The organism is Spirochaeta thermophila DSM 6578 (assembly GCF_000184345.1).
In the GTDB taxonomy this organism is placed as follows: Bacteria; Spirochaetota; Spirochaetia; order Winmispirales; family Winmispiraceae; genus Winmispira; species Winmispira thermophila.
The window spans coordinates 1,438,994-1,458,633 of record NC_017583.1 but is presented as its reverse complement, the minus strand read 5'-3'; the positions used below and the strand labels follow the sequence as shown (position 1 = coordinate 1,458,633).

Here is a 19,640-nt window from a genome sequence, read left to right as displayed (position 1 = left end):
CCTTTCCGGAAGGAGGGTGTACGTGCCACGTTTTCTCGAACGACATCTCGAGTTTTCGCAGTTCCACATGGTCCTCGGAGAGGATGCAGAGTTCGAGGGCAAGATCGAGGTCCCGGAGGCCCTGTGGATCAGGGGCAGGGTGAAAGGTGAGGTCGCTTCCTCCGGGGAGGTGGTGATCTCCGAGGAAGGGGCCCTCGAGGGAGAGGTGGAGGCCCGGGCCGTCCAGGTGAGGGGGACCGTCCAAGGAAAGGTCTCATGCGGAGGACTCGTGGAGCTCTTTCCCTCGGGGAAGGTAGGGGGGGAGATCGATACCAAGGAGCTCGTGATCCAAAGGGGTGCCCGATTCTCCGGGGAATGCAGGATGGAGGGAGTATGAGACGTGCGTTCCTGCTGGCATTCTTCATCGGCGGTATGGCCTTGAGCCTCTATGCCCAGGAGAAGCCCGATGCACTCGGCCTCTACAGAGAGCGACGATACAGCGAAGCGGTGGCCGTGTGTCTCCAGGAAATCCAGGAGACACCGCGTCGGGTGGATTCCTACGTGGTGCTCGGCTGGTCGCTCCTCGCCCTCGACCGCTATCAGGAGGCCCTCGACTACAGCGAGCGGGCCCTCGCATTCGCACCGTACGACTACAGGCTCCTCATGAACGCAGGGGAGAGCGCCTATTTCCTGGGCGCATACGAGAAGTCCCTCTCATACTTCCAGCAGTACGTGGCCGTGGCGCCCACGGGCCGTCACATCCCCGAAGTCTACGCCTACATGGGCGAAATCTACCTCAGGTGGGGAGAGTTCTATCACGCCGACATCGCCTTCAGCACTGCTGTCTACCACAGGAAGGATGTGCCCACCTGGTGGATACGGTTGGGATACGCACGGGAGCAGTCGAGACAGCTCCGTCTCGCTCTCGCGGCCTACGAGGAGGCGGTGAAGCTCGCCCCCTCGAACCAGGAGGCGACCGCCGGGGTCGAGCGCGTACGTGAGGCCCTCGCCCGTAGCACACCCTGATGAAGCCGGTGGTGATTTTCTACACCCTCGGGTGCAAACTCAACCAATACGAGACCGAAGGTATAGCCGCTGCCTTCCGGGAGGCGGGATTCCGGATAGGGGAGTTCCCTCAGTCTGGAGACCTCTACATCGTCAACACCTGTACGGTCACGAGCAAGAGCGAGCAGAAGGCGCGCAGGATCATCAGGAAGATCGCGCGGGAGCATCCGGAGGCTCTCGTCGTGGTGACGGGCTGTTATCCACAGCTCGAAAGGGACGAGGTGCAGGCCCTCTCGGACCGTGTCATCGCCCTCCCGTTGGAGGAGAAGCCCCTCCTCCTGCACCTGCCTTCCCGGCTTCCGGACGAGGATCTGGATCCCTCACGCGTGGAGCGTCTCCTCCAGGAGATCCGGACACAGTTTCCCCTCGACAGGACGGCCGGACGATTCCTCTACCGGGTGGACCGTCCTGCCTTCCACGCCCGCTCCTTCCTCAAGATACAGGATGGGTGCGATCGACGGTGCACCTACTGTCGGGTCCCGCTCGCGCGGGGAAGGGCGGTGAGCGACGACCCAGCGCGGATCCTGCAGCGGGTACAGGAGCTCGAGGGACGTGGTGTGAGCGAGATCGTGCTCACCGGCGTCAACCTCGCCCAGTACCGGTGGGAATCCCTCGACCTTGGAGGGCTCCTCCTCCGTCTCCTTTCGCATACTTCGCGCCTCCGGTTCCGCATCTCGTCGCTGGAACCGGAGGGCTTCTCGGAGGCACTCTGGGACGCCCTCTCCTCCCCAAGGATCTGTCCTCACTTCCACCTCCCTGTCCAGTCCGGATCGAACCGTGTCCTCAGGAAGATGGGGAGGTGGTACACGGCGGAAGAGATCTCGGCCCTCATCGCGAGGCTCAGGGATGTCTCCACGGATCCCTTCATCTCGGGGGACTTCATCGTGGGGTTCCCCGGGGAGACCCGGGAAGACTTCGAGGCCACCCGTGCCTTCCTGGATGAGAACGCTTTCTCCGGGGCCCACCTCTTCCGCTACTCCCCCAGACCGGGGACTGCGGCCTATGCTTCCAAAGCGCACGTGCCCGAGCGGGTGGCAAAGGAACGGGAGGAAGCCCTGCATGCCTGTGTGGAGGTGCACGCCTCGGCCTATCTCGCACGCCAGAAGGGGAGGGTGGTGGAGGTGATCCCCGAGCAGGAGAGGGTGAAGGCCGGACAGAGGTATGCGGTGGGGACCTCGGAGAACTACCTTCTCGTGTGGGTCCCGGTTCCCCTGGAGGGGGAGACGGTCCGAGTCGAGGTGGGGGATGTGGTGGAGGGAGAAGGACGTTCGGTCTATGGATATCCTGTTTCGATTTGAAAACCGGGGGTGATCGGTCTATATTGAAGAAGTGGGGAGTCCTCCTGTAACTTTTGGAGATTTTTGAGGTTTTAGAGATTCTGGAGACAATAGAGATGCGATTATGTCCCCCGGCAATGGTGTTCCTCCTGTGTGTTCTCACGGTACCGGGTGTCTTCGCAGAGCAGGACCCGCTCCTCATCCCCCTTCGGCCTCACACGGTGAGCACCGCCGGGGCGGGATGGCTCTTCGATGAAGGATACGCCTCTTTCTTCGCCAATCCCGCAATGCTGCCCGAGGACGGTTCCGACCTGACCCTCCTCGACGCTTCGGTCTGGCTCCATGAAGACCCTCTGCACACCGTGGACACCCTCGCGGCCCTTCTCCTCGCGGATGAGGGGGAGGCGCTCCTCCCATCCCTGGAGGAACAGCTCGAAGTGACGGGCCTCGGCGCAGGTTCTCATCTCGGGTTGGGATATGCAGGAGGAGGCCTCGGCCTGGGCCTCTCCGTGACCACTGACTCCTTCTTCTGGGGGACGTCGATCCCCTCCCATGTCCATGGGGTGATCCTGGGCGAGTACTCCTTCTTCCTGGGTGGCGCCTTCTCCTTCGATCTCGGGACCATGCAGGTGCGGATGGGTACGGACGTGAGGCCCTTCATGCGGGCATATGCCCCGCTCGACGAGGAGGAGGCCGGCGCGCTCTTCGCCTCGCTCCTCGATCTCCCCTCGTCGGGGACCTTCGGCGATGCGGCGAACACCCTCGCCGGGTACGGTGTGGCCTGGGACGTGGGGATCGTGCTGGCCCTCCCGGGCCCCTTCGCCCTGGCCTTGGTGGTGAGGGACGTGGGAGGGACCCGGATCTCCTATACCAGGACCTCGTTCGATAGGGCGAAAGACGCCTTTCTCCGCATGGGAGTCCCGGAGGGAGGAGAAGGCGTGGGAGACGAGTACACGATTCCCATGGGTGTCTCGGCGGGGCTCCGATGGGCTCCGGACACCGACGAGGCGTGGGCTCCCCGTCTCTTCGTTTCCGTGGGACCCTTCTCCGGCGACTGGGAGGGTCTGCCCGATGCGGTCCGCGTAGGTGCCGAGGTGACGATCCTTCGCACCTTTACACTGAGTGCCGGTTACGGATCGGGGGCCCTCTCCGGGGGTCTGGGCCTGGACATGGGGGTGTTCGAGGTGGATCTCGGCACAGGGTTCCCGCTTCGTGAATCCGGAGAGAGGGACAGCCTTTCCCTTTCGGGTATTTCGCTGGGAGTGAGACTCGGCCTCCCGTAAGGAGGGGGGGACTGTAACATCGAGTGTTGAAAAAGGCGGGGAAAAAAGATAAGGGGTATCTCCCACCACACTAATCCTTTTTTCAAGGAGGAGATACCCCATGAAGCGTGGTAACACACGCACACTGATTGAGACACAGTATACCCTCTCTGATCTGATGAAACAAGTGGAAGACCAGCTACGGGAGGAGGTGCGCCACACCTACAAGACGTACCTGGAACACCTCCTTGAGACGCTGAGAGAGGAGGCAGTAGGACGACCACGATATGCACGAGGGGAGGCTGAGAAGGCACCGTACTACCGGTACGGCTACAGGAAATGGAAGACCGTGCAGACCCCCTGGGGGCCGATCGAGGATGTACGCGTGCCCCGCATCCGCACCGGCGGGGGGAAGGAGGTGAAGCTGGTCGCCTATGAGCAGAGGCTCGTGGCCCTCGCCGAGCAGCTCCTTCTCGGGTATGTGGGAGGGATGAGCGCGCGGACGTGGGCCATCCTGTTACGGGAGCTGGGGATAGGCGAGGCTCACCCGCAGACACTCCTTAGGCTCATAAAGCGTCTTCGTGAGGAGAAGGAGCAGTGGCGGAGGAGGTCCCTTAGAGGAGTGAAGGCCCTTGTGCTGGATGGAGTGTGGGCAAAGAGGCGTGGGAGGGGTCAGAAGAAGCTGGTTGTCCTGAGTGCCGTGGGGGTGAAGGAGGACGGATCTCATGAGCTCCTCGACTGGGTCGTTGCGGAGCAGGAGGACCAGGCGAGCTACGAGCGACTCCTTACCAGGCTCTATGAGCGAGGGCTTCATGAGGTGGAGCTGGTGGTGGCCGATGAGGCTGAGGGGATCCGGCAGGCCGTGGAGACGGTGTATCCTGAGGCGAAGAAGCAGGTATGCCTCTGGCACCTGCAGGGTACGCTTGAGCAGAAGCTCCTGCAGGACATGGGGGAACGGAAGGGGAAGAACGCAGACCTCCAGAAGGAGAGGCGAGCTTTTCGAGCGGAGTACTGGAAGCTCTTTGAGGCAGGAGGGAAGGAGGAGGCAGAGGGTGCGTGTGAGGCATTCGTGAAGAAGTGGGCGCCGAAGGCTCCCCGGATGACGGCCTCCCTCCTGTGGCGGAAGGACCGGCTTTTCTCCTATCTGGAGTTACCCTATGAGTGGAAGGAGAAGGTGAGGACGAGCAACCTTGCGGAGAACATGTTTCGGCACATGAGAAGCTTTCTACGGAGGTATCCTGGGTATATGAGCCATGCTCATGCAGATGAGGTGGTAGGCCTCTACGTGGTGGGCATGCAGGTGATACAAGAGGTGGGGAGACGCACCCCTACGGGCTCCAACTCAATTTCAACACTCCTCCTTGACAGTGCCGGGAAAGAGACGATGCTTGTCTTTTTTGTTATTTTGATTATACTGATATATCACCTCCGCAGGAGTAGTGGATGAGGAGAATCGTTCGCAAGCGGCAACTTTCCGAGAACGTGTTTCAGTTCGTGGTGGAGGCCCCCCACGTGGCGAAGGCCCACAGACCCGGACAGTTCGTGGTCATCCAACTCGAGGACGAGTTTTCGGAACGGATTCCCTTGAGCGTGGCGGACTGGGATCCGGAGGCCGGTACCATCACCCTCATCGTTCAGGTGGTGGGGAAGACCACTCGGATGCTCTCTCTGAGACGGGAGGGTGAGGGGATCGCCCACGTGCTCGGACCGCTGGGTAACCCCACGGACATAGAGAAGGTGGGCACCGTGGTCTGTGTGGGAGGAGGGATCGGAACGGCACCGCTCCATCCCATCGCGAGGGCCTTCCGGCGGAAGGGAAACAGGGTCATCTCCATCATCGGAGCCCGCACGAAGGATCTCATCATACTGGAAGACGAGATGCGGAGCGTCTCGGATGAGCTCATCGTGTGCACGGATGACGGTTCATATGGGAGGAAAGCCCTGGTCACGGAACCGCTCAAGGAGCTCTGTGAACAGGGAGATGTGAACGAGGTGGTGGCGATAGGGCCTCCCATCATGATGAAGTTCTGTGCCGAGACCACGAGACCGTTCGGTATAAAGACCGTGGTGTCGCTCAATACCATAATGGTGGACGGCACAGGGATGTGTGGCGGGTGCAGGGTGAAGGTGGGAGACGAGATCAAGTTCGTGTGTGTGGACGGCCCCGAGTTCGACGGTCACCTCGTGGACTTCGATGGCATGATGAGGCGCCTTGCCGCCTATCGCCCCATGGAGCAGGAGAAGGACCACCGCTGCAAGCTCGAGCTCGTGGGAAACGAAAGGAGAGGGGAGTGATGGAACACAGGCATATCTCCGACGATGTCCTCTACTCGAAGGAAGAACTCGACCGGAGGGCGAGGGAGCTTCTCTCCGACCTCGAGGGGAGGACCCTCCGGAACAAGGAGCGGCTCGCGATTCCACCCCAGCCCATGCCCGAGCTCGATCCGGTGATACGCAGTCGTCGTGTGGACGAGGTGACCCTCGGATACACCGAGACCCAGGCCAAGGTGGAGGCCCTTCGGTGCCTCCAGTGCAAGAACGCGCCCTGCATAGCGGGATGTCCGGTGTCCATCAACATTCCCGCTTTCATCCAGAAGATCGTGGAAGGGGAGTACAAAGAGAGCGTCGACATCATCAAGGAGACGAACCTCCTTCCCTCCATCTGCGGGAGGGTGTGCCCTCAGGAAAAACAGTGCCAGGAGGCCTGCACGGTGGGCAAGGCGCTGAAGGACCCGCTCAAGGCGGTCTCCATCGGGAGGCTCGAGCGGTTTGTCGCCGACTGGGAGAGGGAACATGGCCTCTACACCCTTCCGCCCGTAAAGCCCGATTCGGGAAAGAAAGTGGCGATCATAGGGAGCGGGCCTGCGGGACTGACCGCAGCGGTGGACCTGCGGAGAGAGGGACACACGGTGGTGATCTTCGAGGCCTTCCCCAAGGCGGGGGGGGTGATGGTCTACGGTATCCCGGAGTTCAGGTTGCCCAAGCGCCTCGTGGAGGACGAGATACGTCATCTCGAAGATCTCGGCGTGGAGTTCGTCTACGACTTCCTCGTGGGTAAGGCGCGTACGCTCACCCAGCTCCTCGAGGAAGACGGGTTCGATGCCGTGTTCATCTCCGCAGGGGCGGGGCTTCCCAAGTTTATGGGCATAGAGGGGGAGGACCTCGTGGGTGTCTACTCGGCCAACGAGTATCTGACCCGGACCAACCTCATGAAGGCCTACGACAGGGAACGCGCTGATACCCCCATCTTGCTTTCGAGGCGGGTGGCCGTGATCGGTGGCGGGAATGTGGCCATGGATGCGGCGAGGATGGCCCTTCGGGTAGGGGCCGAAGAGGTGATCGTGATCTACAGGCGGACCGAGAAGGAGATGCCTGCACGGCGGGAGGAGGTGATCCATGCCATGGAAGAGGGTGTGGAGTTCAGATTCCTCACCAACGTGAAGCGTATCATGGGAGACGGGGAAGGGAAGGTGCGGGCCGTCGAGTGTCTTTCCTACCGACTGGGGGAACCGGATGCATCCGGCCGTCCCCGACCGGTACCCATAGAGGGGAGCGAGCACTCCATAGAGGTGGATACCGTGATCTTCGCCCTCGGGAGCGTACCGCATCCCCTCATACGGAAGACCATGCCCGAGGTCGCGGTGAGCGAGCGGGGGACCATCGTAGTGGACGAGCACCTCCGTACCAGTCATCCCCGCATCTTTGCGGGAGGCGACGTGGTCACCGGTGCGGCTACGGTGATCGAGGCCATGGGAGCCGGAAGGAAGGCGGCGAGGAGTATCCACCTTCTCCTCACCGGGGAACTACCGCCCCCGAAAGAGGCAGGAACCTCGTGAATAGTTGGAGAAGAGGGTCGGAAGGCCCTCTTCTCTTTCGGTCCCGATGGGGCAGGCCGGGAGCGGCCCTATATGCCTATGTCCCTCCGGTAGTACATGCCGGTGAAGGAGATCTTTTCCATATCCCGGTAGGCCTTCTCCCTGGCCTCTCCGAGTGTGGCACCCGTGGCGGTGACCGCGAGGACCCTTCCCCCCGAGGTGTACAGTACTCCCTCCCGTTCCTCGGCCCCTGCGATGAAGACCGTGTGCTCCACGTGATCGAGGCCGTGGATGGGGTAGCCTTTCTCGTAGGGTCCGGGATATCCGTCCGAGGCGGCCACCACGCAGCACGAACAGGCGGCTTCCCACGAGAGTCGTACGTGGGTGAGCGCCCGTTCCCAGCAGGCCAGGGAGAGGTCGACGAGATCGGTGGTGAGCATGGGAAGGAGGGCCTGGGTCTCGGGGTCGCCGAAGCGCACATTGTATTCCAGTAGTTTCACCCCCTTCGAGGTGATCATGAGCCCGAAGAAGATGATACCCCTGAAGTCCCATCCCTCTTTCTGAATTCCCTCGAGGGTGGGGTGCATGACTGAACGCTTGAAATCTTCGAAGATCTCCTCCGTGACGGCGGGGTTGGGGGCGATCACTCCCATGCCGCCGGTGTTGGGGCCGGTGTTCCCCTCGCCGATGGGTTTGTGATCCTTCGCCGACAGGAAGGGTATGATGGTGGTGCCGTCGGTGATGGAGAGGATGGATGCCTCCACTCCTTCGAGGAATTCCTCGAGCACCACCGTGGTGCCGGCCTCGCCGAAGATCCGCTCCTCCATGTAGGCGCGTAGGATCCTCTCCGCCTCCTCCCTGTTTTGCACGATGGTCACCCCCTTGCCGGCCGCGAGACCGTCTGCCTTTATCACGAGGGGGTAGTCGCTCCTTTGGGCGAACTTAAGGGCCTCGGGGAGGGAATCGGTGATGAGGTAATCGGCGGTGGCCACCCCGTACCTCCGCATGAACTCTTTCGCAAAGGCCTTGCTCCCCTCGAGTCGTGCACTCGAGGCCGGTGGCCCTATCACAGGGATACCGGCCTTCTGGAACCGGTCTGCCACTCCCTCCACGAGCGGGGTCTCGGGTCCCACCATCACCAGTCCCACCCCTTCCTCCTCCGCCTTTGCGACCATCTCCTCGAAGGTGAGCAGGGAAAGATTGCGGGCCTTCTCCATGCGGGCCGTTCCCCCGTTTCCCGGGACGCAGAGCACCTCTTCCACCTGGTTCGACCGTGCGAACTTCCATGCGAGGGCGTGTTCCCGTCCTCCGCTTCCTATCACCATCACCTTCATAGCAGGTACACCTTCCTTCCTTCCACTTTTATCCTTCCTTCGGCGAAGAGGCGCACCGCCTCCTCGAGGGCCTTGTACTCCTCCTGGTGGATGCGCTCCTGAAGGGTCTCCGGCGTGTCGTCGGGATAGACCGGGACCACCCGCTGGAGGACGATGGGCCCGGTGTCGGTGCCCTCGTCCACGATGTGCACCGTGCAGCCGGAGACCTTCACCCCGTAGTCTATGACCGCCTTGTGGACCTTGAGCCCGTACATGCCGGGCCCGCAGAAGGCGGGGACGAGGGCGGGGTGGAGGTTGATGATGCGGTTCCGATAGACCTCCAGGATGCGCCCCTTCAGGATCGAGAGGAAGCCCGCGAGTACGACGAGGTCGAGATCTTCGCCGAGTTCCTCGAGGATGGCGTCGGAGAGCCTCCCCCTGTGTGTGCTCCGGGATACGAGTACGGCCGGGATACCGGCTTTTTGCGCCCTCTCCAGCGCATAGGCGGGTCTGTCGGCGATCACCTTCTCTATGCGTATGGGGAGTCTCCCTTCTCCTGAGGCATCGATGAGGTGTTGGAGGTTGGTGCCGTTTCCTGAGACGAGGACTGCTACTCGAAACATACGCCCTTGGCTCCCTTCCGTACCCGCCCGATCCTCCATGCCGGCACCCCCTTTGCGCCGAAGACCTCGATGATCGTTTCGGCTTCGCCGGGGGCGACCGCGAGGACGAATCCGATTCCCATGTTGAAGGTGCGGAACATCTCTTCGTGCGCTACGCCGAGCGATTCGAGGTGGCGGAAGATCGGGGGAACGGGCCAGCTCCCCTCCTCGATCACGGCGGTGAGGTCGTCTTTGAACATGCGTGGTATGTTCTCGGGAAATCCCCCGCCGGTGATGTGCGCCATACCGTGGATCACACCCGGTCGTTCCTCCAGCACCTCCAGGACGGGTCTCACGTAGATCCTCGTAGGCTCCGTGAGCACCTCACCGATGGGCCGTCCCTCGAAGGCCGCCTCCCAGTCGGGGATGAGCTTCCGTACCAGCGAGAATCCGTTGCTGTGGAGTCCGCTGGAGGCGAGCCCCACGAGCGCGTCGCCTTCCCGTACGGCCTTCCCATCGAGCACGCGGTCGCGCTCCACCACGCCCACGGCGAAACCCGCGATGTCGTATACCCCAGGCGGGTAGAATCCCGGCATCTCGGCCGTCTCCCCGCCTATGAGCGCGCACCCCGCCTCCCTGCACCCCGCCGCCACCCCCTCCACGAGGCGGGCGGCCTTTTCAGGCTCGAGTTTCCCGCAGGCGAGGTAGTCCAGGAAGAAGAGGGGGCGCGCGCCGTGACACAGGATGTCGTTCACACACATGGCCACGCAATCCACGCCCGCCGCCTCGTAGCGATCCATGGCGAAGGCGATCTCCAGCTTGGTCCCCACCCCGTCGGTCCCCGCCACGAGGACAGGGTCGCGGTAGCCCCGGAGGTGGAAGAACCCCGCGAAGCTGCCGATCCCTTCGAGGACCTCCGGCCCGAAGGTGGTCTTCGCCGAGTCGGCGTACCGTCGTACCGCGTGCTGGGCAGCCTCTGTGTCGACCCCTGCATCCCTGTAGGTCACGGGCTTGTTCGCATCCATGGCGCGTGGGACTCCTTTCTCGTGGTCTCGTGTGGCCTCCCGACGGGGGGTCACCGTCCCTGCGGGGTGCGGGGGGACTCCTCCATCACGTACTTGCCTCGTTCTATGGCCGCCGAGAGGGGGTACATTCCGGTGAAGCAGCCGGTACAGTAGTCGTGCCTCCCCCCGATCGCCTCGATGAGGCCCTCCACGCTCAGGTACGCGAGGGAATCGACGCCCAACATCTTCCGTATCTCCTCGAGATCTTTGTTGGCCGCCACCAGTTCCGCCCGTGTGGGGATGTCGATCCCGAAGTAGCACGGGTACCGCACCGGGGGGGAGGCGATGCGGAAGTGCACCTCGCGGGCCCCCGCCTCCCTGAGCATCTGGACGAGTCGACTGCTCGTGGTGCCTCTCACGATGGAGTCGTCGATGAGCACGATCCTCTTGCCCGCCACATTGGGCCTGAGTACGTTGAGCTTCACGTGTACGGTGCGTTCCCTCAGTTCCTGGGCCGGGGCGATGAACGATCTTCCCACGTACTTGTTCTTGATGAGGGTCTGCGCGTACGGCATCCCCGAGGCTTCGGACCATCCCTCGGCCGCCACGATACCGGAGTCAGGGACACCGCTCACCAGGTCCGCATCCACCGGACTCTCCCTGAAGAGGATGCGGCCCGCCTGTTTGCGGGCGAGGTATACGCTCGTGCCGTCCAGTATGGAATCGGGGCGTGAGAAGTAGATGTATTCGAACGAACAGGTGGAGAGGAAGGTGCGCTCCGTACTCATGATACTCCGCACGCCCTCCTTCCCTATGATGAGGATCTCCCCCGGTTCCACGTCCCTCACGAGGCGTGCCCCCACTGCATCGAGGGAGCAGCTCTCGGAGGCGAGCACGTATCCTCCCTCGATCTCGCCGAGACAGAGAGGCCGTATCCCCCGGGGATCCCGCACCCCTATGAGGTACTCGGGCGTGAGGAGGACCATGGCATAGGATCCCTGGATCACCTGGAGGGTCTCGGTGAGGGCCGTCTCGAGGCCCTTCCGCGCCCGTCGTGAGATGAGGTTGAGGATGACCTCGGAATCATTGGTGGTGTGGAAGACCGTACCGGTCTCCTCGAGCAGGTCACGCAGTACACCGGCGTTCACCAGGTTCCCGTTGTGGGCGATGGCGAGGGTGCCCAGTTTGGACTGGGCGAGGAGGGGTTGGGCGTTCTCCAGGGTGCTGGAGCCGGTGGTGGAGTACCGGGTGTGAGCTATCGCCGCGTGGCCTTCGAGCCCCGCGAGGGTTTGTTCACTGAAGACCTCGGCCACCAGTCCCATGCCCTTGTGGAGCCCGATGCTCCCGTCGGGACGGACCATGGCGATCCCCGCACTCTCCTGCCCCCGATGCTGGAGGGCGTAGATCCCGTAGTAAGCGAGTCGTGGGGCGGCCGCCCCCTCTTCCATGCGGATCCCGAATACCCCGCATTCCTCATGCGGGTGATCGTCCCTCGGGTTCACTCCTGGGCCTCCAGGTCGACGGGCGAGTTCTGCTCCTCGAATTCTGCCTTCATTTTCGTCCGGTAGTCAATAAGGCGTTCCCTGAGCTCCGGATACTTGAGGGCGAGTATCTGTACCGCCAGGATCCCCGCGTTGAAGGCGTTGTCGATGGCCACGGTGGCCACCGGCACGTTCTTGGGCATCTGCACGATGGAGAGGAGGGCGTCGAGCCCGCCCAGGGCGCCGTTCAGGGGGACGCCGATCACCGGGACGACGGTCTTCGATGCGAGCACCCCCGGAAGATGGGCGGCGAGTCCCGCCCCGGCGATGAAGCATTCCACTCCTTCCCGTTCGAGACGGGCCGCCTCCCGTTCCAACAGCTCCGGCGCCCGGTGGGCCGAGATGATCCTGGCCTCATAGGGCACACCGAAGAGGCTGAGGGCCTTCGCCGCCCCTCTCATCTTCTCCTTGTCGGAGGCGCTTCCCATGAGAATCGCGACTTTCATCCGTCTCTCCTCCTGGGGTGGGTTTTTGGCGGGGATCACAGGAAATAGGCCACCCCGCTCTCGAAGATGCGCTCTTCCTTGTGGCCGGGTATGTTCTTCCCCACTCCGGGCCGTATTCGTTCGGAGTGGGCCATCTTGCCGAGGATGCGACCGTCGGGGCTCGTGAGGCCCTCCACGGCGAGGACGGATCCATTGGGATTGTATCGAGGGTCCATGGTGGGATTCCCCTCCGGATCCACGTACTGGGTCGCCACCTGGCCTTGATCGAGGAGACGGCGTGCCTCCTCTTCGCGCGCGACGAACCTTCCTTCGGTATGGGAGACCGGGAGCACGTGGACGGCTCCCGGCTCCTCCTTGAGGAACCACGGGGAGAGGCGGGAGACGAGACGCGTGCGGACGTATCGGGCTACATGGTGGCCGGAGGTGTTGTAGGTGAGGATGGAGGAATCCTCCTCAAGGTCGCGGATCTCACCGTAGGGGACCAGTCCCAGCTTGATGAGGGCCTGGAACCCGTTGCAGATACCCAGGACGAGGCCGTCCCGGTGATGGATGAGATCCTCGAGGGCGTGGCGCACCACGGCGTTTCTGAAGACCGTGGCGATGTACTTCCCGGAGCCTTCCGGTTCGTCCCCTGCACTGAAGCCGCCAGGGATCATGAGGATCTGGGCGTTCCTGATGCTCCGGGCGAGGGCCTCGAGCGATTCGTGGATGTGGGTGGGCGTCAGATTCCTGAAGACGAGCACGTCCACCTCGGCGCCCGCGCGCCTGAAGGCCTCGGCCGAATCGTACTCGCAGTTGGTCCCGGGGAATACCGGTATGCACACCCTCGGACGGGCGACCTTCGGGTGGGAGGCCCGCCTCCGGGTGGTTTCCTTCTCCACGGTGTGGAAGGGGAAGCTTCGGCCCTTTTCCCTCTCGTGAGAAGGGAAGACATCCTCCAGGGGCCTCGTCCACACGGCGAGGAGCTCCTCGAGGGAGATCCATTCCCGGCCTATCACTACGGCATCCCCGCCCGTGACCGCGATGCATGAGGCATGGGGATGCCGCTCGAAGGGCGCGTGGGGCACGTCGACCGGTACTTCAACGAGGAAACTTCCATAGCGCGGGCAGAAGAGGTCCTCCCGTCGAGGCTCGGAGACGAATACGCATCCCAACCTGTTGCCCACTGTCATGCGGGTGAGCCCCCCCGCGATCCCGTCGGCACGGAGCGCAGTGGCCGAGATGACCACCCCTTCCCCTATCCGCTGTGCGAGGAACTCCAGGTTTTCCATCAGTGCCGTGATGTCGGGAAGGTCGTAGTCGCCCGTGGGGGTGTGGATGAGGTAGATCTTGCTCCCCTCCCGTTTGAGCTCGGGGGAGATCACGCGGTCCACCGGGGCCGTGGTCACCGCAAAGGAGACGAGTGTGGGGGGTACGTCCAGGTCCTTGTAGGTGCCGGACATGCTATCTTTCCCCCCAATGGAGGGGATCCCCAGGCTCATCTGTGCATGGAGAGCGCCGAGGAGGGCTGCCGCCGGCAGTCCCCATCGGGTCGGATCGCTTCCCGGCCTGGGGAAGTACTCCTGGAAGGAGAGCCGCACGTTCCGCCAGTAGCCGCCCGTGGCCGCCACCTTGCAGACCGACTCCACCACGGCATAGAAGGCGCCGTGGTAGGGGCTCCAGGATCCGATCTCGGGGTTGAACCCGAAGGCCATGATGCTCGCGGTGCGCACGTCCCGTCCCGGCACCGGGATGAGGCTCACCATGGCGTCCACGGGCGTATCTTCGTGCGCCCCCCCGTACGGCGAGAGCACGGTGCCGGCGCCGATCGAGCTGTCGAAGAGGATCTGGAGCCCCTTCTGGGAAGCGCTCTGGAGGCGTCCCATGCGGAGCTTCCACGCCTCGAGGATGGAACCCTCCTCTCCTTCGGTACAGGTGAACGTGAGGGGAGAGGACTCGGGTCGTGGATCGGGGAGCTCCACCATGGTGTTGCGGCGGGCACCGTTGGTGGCGAGAAAGGAGCGGGGAAGGTCCACGGCGGTGAGCCCCTTCCAGAACATGCGGAGCCGCCCCGAATCGGTGACCTCCGCCACCACCGTCGCCTCCAGGTTCTCCTCGTCGGCATAACGGATGAAGGCCTCTGCGTCCTCCCGGGAGGTGACCACCGCCATCCGCTCTTGGGACTCGCTCAAGGCCAGCTCCGTGGCGGTGAGCCCTGCGTATTTCTTGGGCACCCTGTCGAGGAAGATGTCCACGCTCGGGGCGATCTCCCCGATGGAAACGCTCACGCCTCCTGCTCCCATGTCATTGCATCGCTTGATGAGCCGCAGCGCCTCGGGCCGACGGAAAAGACGCTGGAGGTGACGCTCCACAGGCGGATTCCCCTTCTGGACCTCGGTACCCGCCTTCTCTATGGCCTTCTCATCGTGGGCCTTGGAAGAACCGGTCGCACCCCCTATCCCATCGCGCCCTGTCCTTCCTCCCACGAGGATCACCACGTCTCCCGGAACGGGCTCCTCACGCCGCACATGTTCCGCCTTCACCGCTCCCAGCACCGCGCCGATCTCCATGCGTTTCGCCACATACCCGGGATGGTAGAGTTCGACCACCTGACCCGTGGCGAGCCCCACCTGGTTCCCGTAGGAACTGTAGCCCCTCGCCGCTTCCCTGGTGATCTTGATCTGAGGCAGCTTTCCCGGGAGGGTCTCCTCGATCGGTGTATGGGGATCCCCGCTCCCCGTGACCCGCATGGCCTGGTATACATAGGCGCGGCCCGAGAGCGGGTCCCTTATCGCACCGCCGAGGCAGGTGGCGGCCCCTCCGAACGGTTCTATCTCGGTGGGGTGGTTGTGGGTCTCGTTCTTGAACATGAGGAGCCAGTCCTCCTCACCCCCATCCGTGGACACCTTTATCCTGATGCTGCATGCGTTCACCTCGGGCGATTCGTCCAGATCGGCGAGGGCACCTGTCTTCCTCAGATACTTCATCCCTATGGTTGCCATATCCATGAGGGTCTCGGGAGGGAGGGAGCTCCCGTAGACCTCGCTCCTGAGGGCATGGTAGGTCCTGTAACTCGCCTGATAGAGGGGGGCATAGGGCCCCTGAGGTATCTCGAGATGGGCGATCTCCGTGAGAAACGTGGTGTGACGACAGTGGTCGGACCAGTAGGTGTCGAGGAGCCGGATCTCGGTCTCGGTGGGGTTCCGCTCGGCGGTCTCCTTGAAGAAGCGCTGACAGTGGAGGAGATCGGCGAGATCCATGGCAAGACCCATCACTTCCCTGAGGTGGAGGAGGTCTTCCTCGTTCGCCGAGATGAACCCCTCTATCGTCGGGATGTGTGCCGGTGGATCCGGAACGGGCTCGAAGAGGTGGGAGGGCTTCTCCAGCCGCGCCTCCCGGGAATCGGTGGGGTTGATGAGGTATGAGCGGATCCTTTCCTTTTCTGCCTGTGTGAGATCCCCTTCGAAGACGTAGACCGTGGCGTACCTCACCGTCGGTGTTGCCTCCGGCTCGAGGAGTCTGAGACATTGCACCGCGGAATCGGCCCGTTGATCGTACTGTCCCGGAAGGAGTTCCACCGGGAGCGTCCATCCTCCCGTGACGGGGAGTTCCTCACGGTAGACGAGATCCACCGGAGGCTCGGCGAAGATACCGGTGAGCGCCCGCTCGAAGGTCTCGGGCGAGACTCCCTCTACGTCGTATCGATGGATCACCCTGAGCCCTGTGAGGGATCGAATGTGGAGGGTGGTGACCAGGTCCTCGAAGAGGTGACGGGCCCTCACATCGTACTCCGGTCTCTTTTCGACGAAGACGCGCTCCACTCGATTCTGCGGCATACCGCATCATTTCAGATTTGCCCGGTTTTGTCAAAGGAAGGGGGAGGGCTCCATTGACCATGGAGGGACCTCCCTATTAGGATGCCTCCTCCGCTTCGAATAAAAGCTTTTCAATGTCGCCGAGGTGCGCTATACTGGGACAAAGGAAAAGTGGTATATCAGGGGAGGGAAGTCGTGCGTAAAAGGAGTACGCTCTCGTAATGAAAAATGTGCAATGCAGTATAGGATTTGTGCTGTCTCTCCCCTATGGGAAGGACAGCAGGGAAGTTGCCTCGTTCTACAAGTCCCTTATAAAACCTCTCGTCTCTCTCATCTATCATACACCGCAGATCCCGGTCTCTATCTACATGGGGGGCGCCCTCCTCGAGATGCTGAGGAGTCACAATGGTGCCTTCTTCGATGTCATGAAGGAACTCTGTGAGAGGAAACAGGTGGAGATCTTGGGAGGAGGGTTCTACGAGCCCCTCTTCCCCCTCATCTCGAAACCCGATCGCATAGGCCAAGTGGAGCTCCTCACCACCTACCTGCGTCAGGAGTTCGGCAAACGCCCGCGTGGGTGCTATTTGCCCTTCGGCATCTGGTCTCCGGATCTCGCCTCCACCCTGGCCACGGCGGGAATGGAGTACGTCCTCCTCCCGGACGTCCACCTCTCCCATGCGGGCATCCGCATGGGCACCCAGGCCGCCTTCCAGCACTACATCACCGAACACGACGGCAAGACCCTCTGTCTCCTCCCTGTGAGTACCCGTCTCAAGAGTACCCTCTACCAGGGGTCCCCGCGGGAGTTCTTGGAGGGTCTCCTGGATCTTCCGCTTCGGGATCAGGGGGTGCTTGTCCTCATGGAGGATTTCGCCTCGTGGAGCACCCTCTCTCCTTCACGTCAGGAGGCGGTGCTCGCATGGTGGACCGAACTGTTTTCGCTTCTGAAGACACGTTACGGCGAGCTCGATCTCCGACTTCCCCGCGACGTGGTGCGGGAGATCGTGCCGACCCGGAGGATACACCTCCCTCCGCTCATCCTTTCTCCGGAGGGGAACTCCGAACATTTCTACGTGCGTCAGGAGGTTTCGAGGATCGAAGAACCCCATCTCCTCTATGCGAAGATGCAGTACGTCCAGAGTCTGGTGCGTCAACTGAGGGGTGACAGGTCGAGGAAGAAGACCGCCCGCGAGGACCTCTACCGGGGACAGACCGGGGCGGCGTACAGTATCGTCTCCGGAGACGGTGGGGTGGCCTGTCCCTGGTTGCGGCATGCCGCCTACAGGGCCCTCATCCAGGCCGAGAAGAACACCAGGGAGAAGGGTATCTTCTATCCCTCCGTGGTGAAGACCGACTTCACCTTCGATGGATATCCCGAGTACCTCTTCCAGGGGGAACGGTACAACGCGTACCTCTCCACCAAGGGGGGGGCGGTCTTCGAGCTCGACATCCTGGAAGAGGAGTGGAACCTCCTGGCCACGTGCGGTCGGTATCCCTTTCTCAAGCTGGAGGGGAGTTCCCTTTCCGGTGAGGACAAGGAGCCACGGCTCCTGTTCGTCGACCGGTTCTATGAGGAAGGGGTGACCCTGGAGCACTGCATACGGGGGACCGCCCTCGTGGTCGCCGATTTCTCGGGAGCGCACTACACCGTGGACCACTACAGCAGGGACGTCCTCGACATCACCCTCTCGCACGAAGGGGTCGTCCGTCAGGGGAGACGTCAGACCGGCATCCATATATCGAAGCGCTATCTCTTCGGACCCGACACCCTGCGGGTGCGTTACCACCTCGTACTCGAGGGGCAACCTTCCCATCCTCTGAGGTTCGTCCCCGAGATCAACCTCTCCTTCCCCCCACAGGTGCCCCGTAAGATGCGCTATATGAAGGAGGGAGCGGGTGGGCCCCGCGACGCCTCGTTCCTCGAAGCGGGGAAGGAGCGCGCCGAGAAGGTGCTCTTCCTCCCGGAAGGGAAGAACGGCTCGACGTGTCTGGTCTCGTTCGACAAGGAGGTGCCGCTCTGGCACTATCCGGTACTCACCGCAGGGAAGAAGGCGGGGGAGACCGCCCTTCAGGGGATCGCCCTCCTTCCCCTCGTGGACATCTTCCCTCACACTTCCGAATACACCCTCGAGATAGCCATCTCTCCTGCGGTCAAGGGCTGAGTATCCTCCTGAGCCATCTCGTGGTTTCGACGTAGTAGGTATCGCGGGCCATGAGAAAGCTCAAGACCGCCTGTTCCTTCTTTCCCTGGAAGAAGAGCACCTGTCCGAGATAGAAGAAGATCCGGGCTTCCAACTCCGATGACTCGGTGAGGGAGAGGAGGTTGAGGAGCGCCTGTTCGGATGCGGCCCATGTCTGTGGGGAGGAGAGGTCTGCCGCGATGGACTTGAGCGCGGCCTCGATGGCTGTCTCGGGTGATCCGCCCTCCTCCTCCGGGAGCAGCTCCGGTGATGGGGGAACTCGAGCCGGGGGTGGGAGCGAGGAGAGCATCTGCTCCAGCGACTTCCGCGTGGAGAGGGTGAGGGGGACCCGCCTCTGAGGGAGCACGCTCCGAGCCGATGAGCCCGTGGCGGGTGCAAGATAGGGAAGGGGCGCCTCCCTGAGTGACCTGGATGGTGCCTCAGGCAGGCTCATGACGGCCTTTTCCAGGGGGATCTCCAGCGGGCTCCCTGTGGTGTTCTTCCCTGCGACGAAGGCCGTCGCTCCTCGCTCCAGCTCCAGGGAGTCCACCACCGCATAGTAGTACGGGATCCCCGGGACGGGTTGGTCGAGGTACGAGGTCTCCGAGCTCGGCACACGATCGACCGGAACGGCTTCCCGCAGATCCGCAGGGGAGGTGAAGGGGCGGGTATGGCGGTAGATGACGAGGGTGCGGTCCTCACGTGAGGCCCTGAACGTGAGTACGATAGTCGATCCCTCCACCCGTCCGGAGAGGGAGAGGACTTCGGCCGTTGAGGGGAGTGCCTCGGCGCTGATGGAGACGGGTGAGACGGTGGTGTTCCGGAAGGGAATGAACACCCTGTGCTCTCTCCCCTCTCGATCGACCGCCAGGACGGCATAGTAGTAGTCCCCTCCCGGCCGAGGCGTGTCGAGGAAGAATTGTACCCCTTCGTCCACCTCTCCCGCGAGTACGGCCCCTTCGAAGGTCTGGTCGTTTATCTGGTAACCGTGCCGGTAGATGCGGTATCTTTCTCCCGATATCTCGTCGACATCCCGCCACGTGAGTTTCACCTCGTTCTCCTTCACCGCCACTTTTAGGAACGAGGGATACAGGAGTCTCTCCTGTGCGGAGACGGGGACGAGGATCAGAACCGCACACAGTACGTGGACCAGGTTTCGCATCTTCTCTAGTCCCATCGGAAGAATCCTCCGTAATCTGTAGGACCTGTCCTCTGATGTGCCGGCCCCGTTCCCATGGGAGGGGGACTCCACGGTGGTGGGATCCACCCCGGATACCGATACCGATTTCATTCCGACTTTCAAAAGACGAATGAATTTGACAGGGGATGGTGGAGGATGTAAGATTATACGTCGAAACATCC

The 19,640-nt window shown here is 62.5% G+C and carries 14 protein-coding genes and 1 pseudogene; 8 read left to right on the top strand and 7 right to left on the bottom strand.

The features are described from left to right. The first annotated feature begins 22 nt into the window (after positions 1-22). The 7 genes and pseudogenes from SPITH_RS06615 to gltA all read left to right on the top strand — a co-directional run bounded on the left by SPITH_RS06615 (position 23) and on the right by gltA (position 7,419). Complete coding sequence (locus SPITH_RS06615) at positions 23-376, top strand: bactofilin family protein (protein ID WP_014624906.1); 354 nt, start codon at positions 23-25, stop codon at positions 374-376. After that, entirely contained in the window at positions 373-1,005 is a 633-nt protein-coding gene (locus SPITH_RS06610) for a tetratricopeptide repeat protein (RefSeq protein ID WP_014624905.1), read from the top strand. Before SPITH_RS06615 ends, SPITH_RS06610 begins: the two co-directional genes overlap by 4 nt. Further along, positions 1,005-2,342, top strand: coding sequence for a tRNA (N(6)-L-threonylcarbamoyladenosine(37)-C(2))-methylthiotransferase MtaB (mtaB, locus tag SPITH_RS06605; RefSeq protein ID WP_014624904.1), 1,338 nt, complete (start codon positions 1,005-1,007; stop codon positions 2,340-2,342). Before SPITH_RS06610 ends, mtaB begins: the two co-directional genes overlap by 1 nt. A gap of 95 nt (positions 2,343-2,437) precedes the next feature. Next, on the top strand, positions 2,438-3,604 hold the full coding sequence (locus SPITH_RS06600; RefSeq protein ID WP_155816521.1) for a hypothetical protein: 1,167 nt from the start codon (positions 2,438-2,440) through the stop codon (positions 3,602-3,604). Positions 3,605-3,704: 100 nt separating this feature from the next. Next, positions 3,705-4,948 (top strand): annotated as a pseudogene (locus tag SPITH_RS06595) (IS256 family transposase). Between the two features lie 78 nt (positions 4,949-5,026). Further along, entirely contained in the window at positions 5,027-5,878 is an 852-nt protein-coding gene (locus SPITH_RS06590) for a sulfide/dihydroorotate dehydrogenase-like FAD/NAD-binding protein (protein WP_014624901.1), read from the top strand. Beyond that, positions 5,878-7,419, top strand: a complete 1,542-nt coding sequence (gltA, locus tag SPITH_RS06585) for an NADPH-dependent glutamate synthase (RefSeq protein WP_014624900.1) — start codon at positions 5,878-5,880, stop codon at positions 7,417-7,419. The genes SPITH_RS06590 and gltA overlap by 1 nt, the downstream gene beginning before the upstream one ends. A 68-nt stretch (positions 7,420-7,487) precedes the next feature. On the opposite strand, the gene purD is transcribed toward gltA, so the two are convergent. The 6 genes from purD to SPITH_RS06555 are packed head-to-tail and all read right to left on the bottom strand — an operon-like array spanning position 7,488 to position 16,119. Further along, the gene (purD, locus tag SPITH_RS06580) at positions 7,488-8,732 is read right to left on the bottom strand and encodes a phosphoribosylamine--glycine ligase (RefSeq protein WP_014624899.1); all 1,245 of its coding nucleotides are present in this window, start codon (positions 8,730-8,732) and stop codon (positions 7,488-7,490) included. After that, entirely contained in the window at positions 8,729-9,334 is a 606-nt protein-coding gene (gene purN, locus SPITH_RS06575; protein ID WP_014624898.1) for a phosphoribosylglycinamide formyltransferase, read from the bottom strand. The genes purD and purN overlap by 4 nt, the downstream gene beginning before the upstream one ends. Next, positions 9,322-10,338: a phosphoribosylformylglycinamidine cyclo-ligase gene (purM, locus tag SPITH_RS06570; RefSeq protein WP_014624897.1), complete on the bottom strand. Its 1,017-nt coding sequence runs from the start codon at positions 10,336-10,338 to the stop codon at positions 9,322-9,324. The genes purN and purM overlap by 13 nt, the downstream gene beginning before the upstream one ends. 50 nt (positions 10,339-10,388) lie before the next feature. Continuing rightward, positions 10,389-11,819, bottom strand: a complete 1,431-nt coding sequence (gene purF / locus SPITH_RS06565; protein ID WP_014624896.1) for an amidophosphoribosyltransferase — start codon at positions 11,817-11,819, stop codon at positions 10,389-10,391. Then, complete coding sequence (gene purE, locus SPITH_RS06560; protein WP_014624895.1) at positions 11,816-12,304, bottom strand: 5-(carboxyamino)imidazole ribonucleotide mutase; 489 nt, start codon at positions 12,302-12,304, stop codon at positions 11,816-11,818. The genes purF and purE overlap by 4 nt, the downstream gene beginning before the upstream one ends. Positions 12,305-12,339: 35 nt before the next feature. After that, complete coding sequence (locus SPITH_RS06555) at positions 12,340-16,119, bottom strand: phosphoribosylformylglycinamidine synthase (protein WP_014624894.1); 3,780 nt, start codon at positions 16,117-16,119, stop codon at positions 12,340-12,342. 200 nt (positions 16,120-16,319) lie between these two features. Here SPITH_RS06555 and SPITH_RS06550 point away from each other — a divergent pair, with 200 nt between their 5' ends. Further along, positions 16,320-18,260 carry an alpha-amylase/4-alpha-glucanotransferase domain-containing protein gene (locus SPITH_RS06550; protein WP_014624893.1) on the top strand — a complete coding sequence of 647 codons (1,941 nt, stop codon included), beginning with the start codon at positions 16,320-16,322 and terminating at the stop codon, positions 18,258-18,260. Here SPITH_RS06550 and SPITH_RS06545 read toward each other — a convergent pair. Continuing rightward, the gene (locus SPITH_RS06545; RefSeq protein WP_245523348.1) at positions 18,250-19,569 is read right to left on the bottom strand and encodes a hypothetical protein; all 1,320 of its coding nucleotides are present in this window, start codon (positions 19,567-19,569) and stop codon (positions 18,250-18,252) included. The two genes, SPITH_RS06550 and SPITH_RS06545, sit on opposite strands and share 11 nt — an antisense overlap. Between the last annotated feature and the right edge of the window lie 71 nt (positions 19,570-19,640).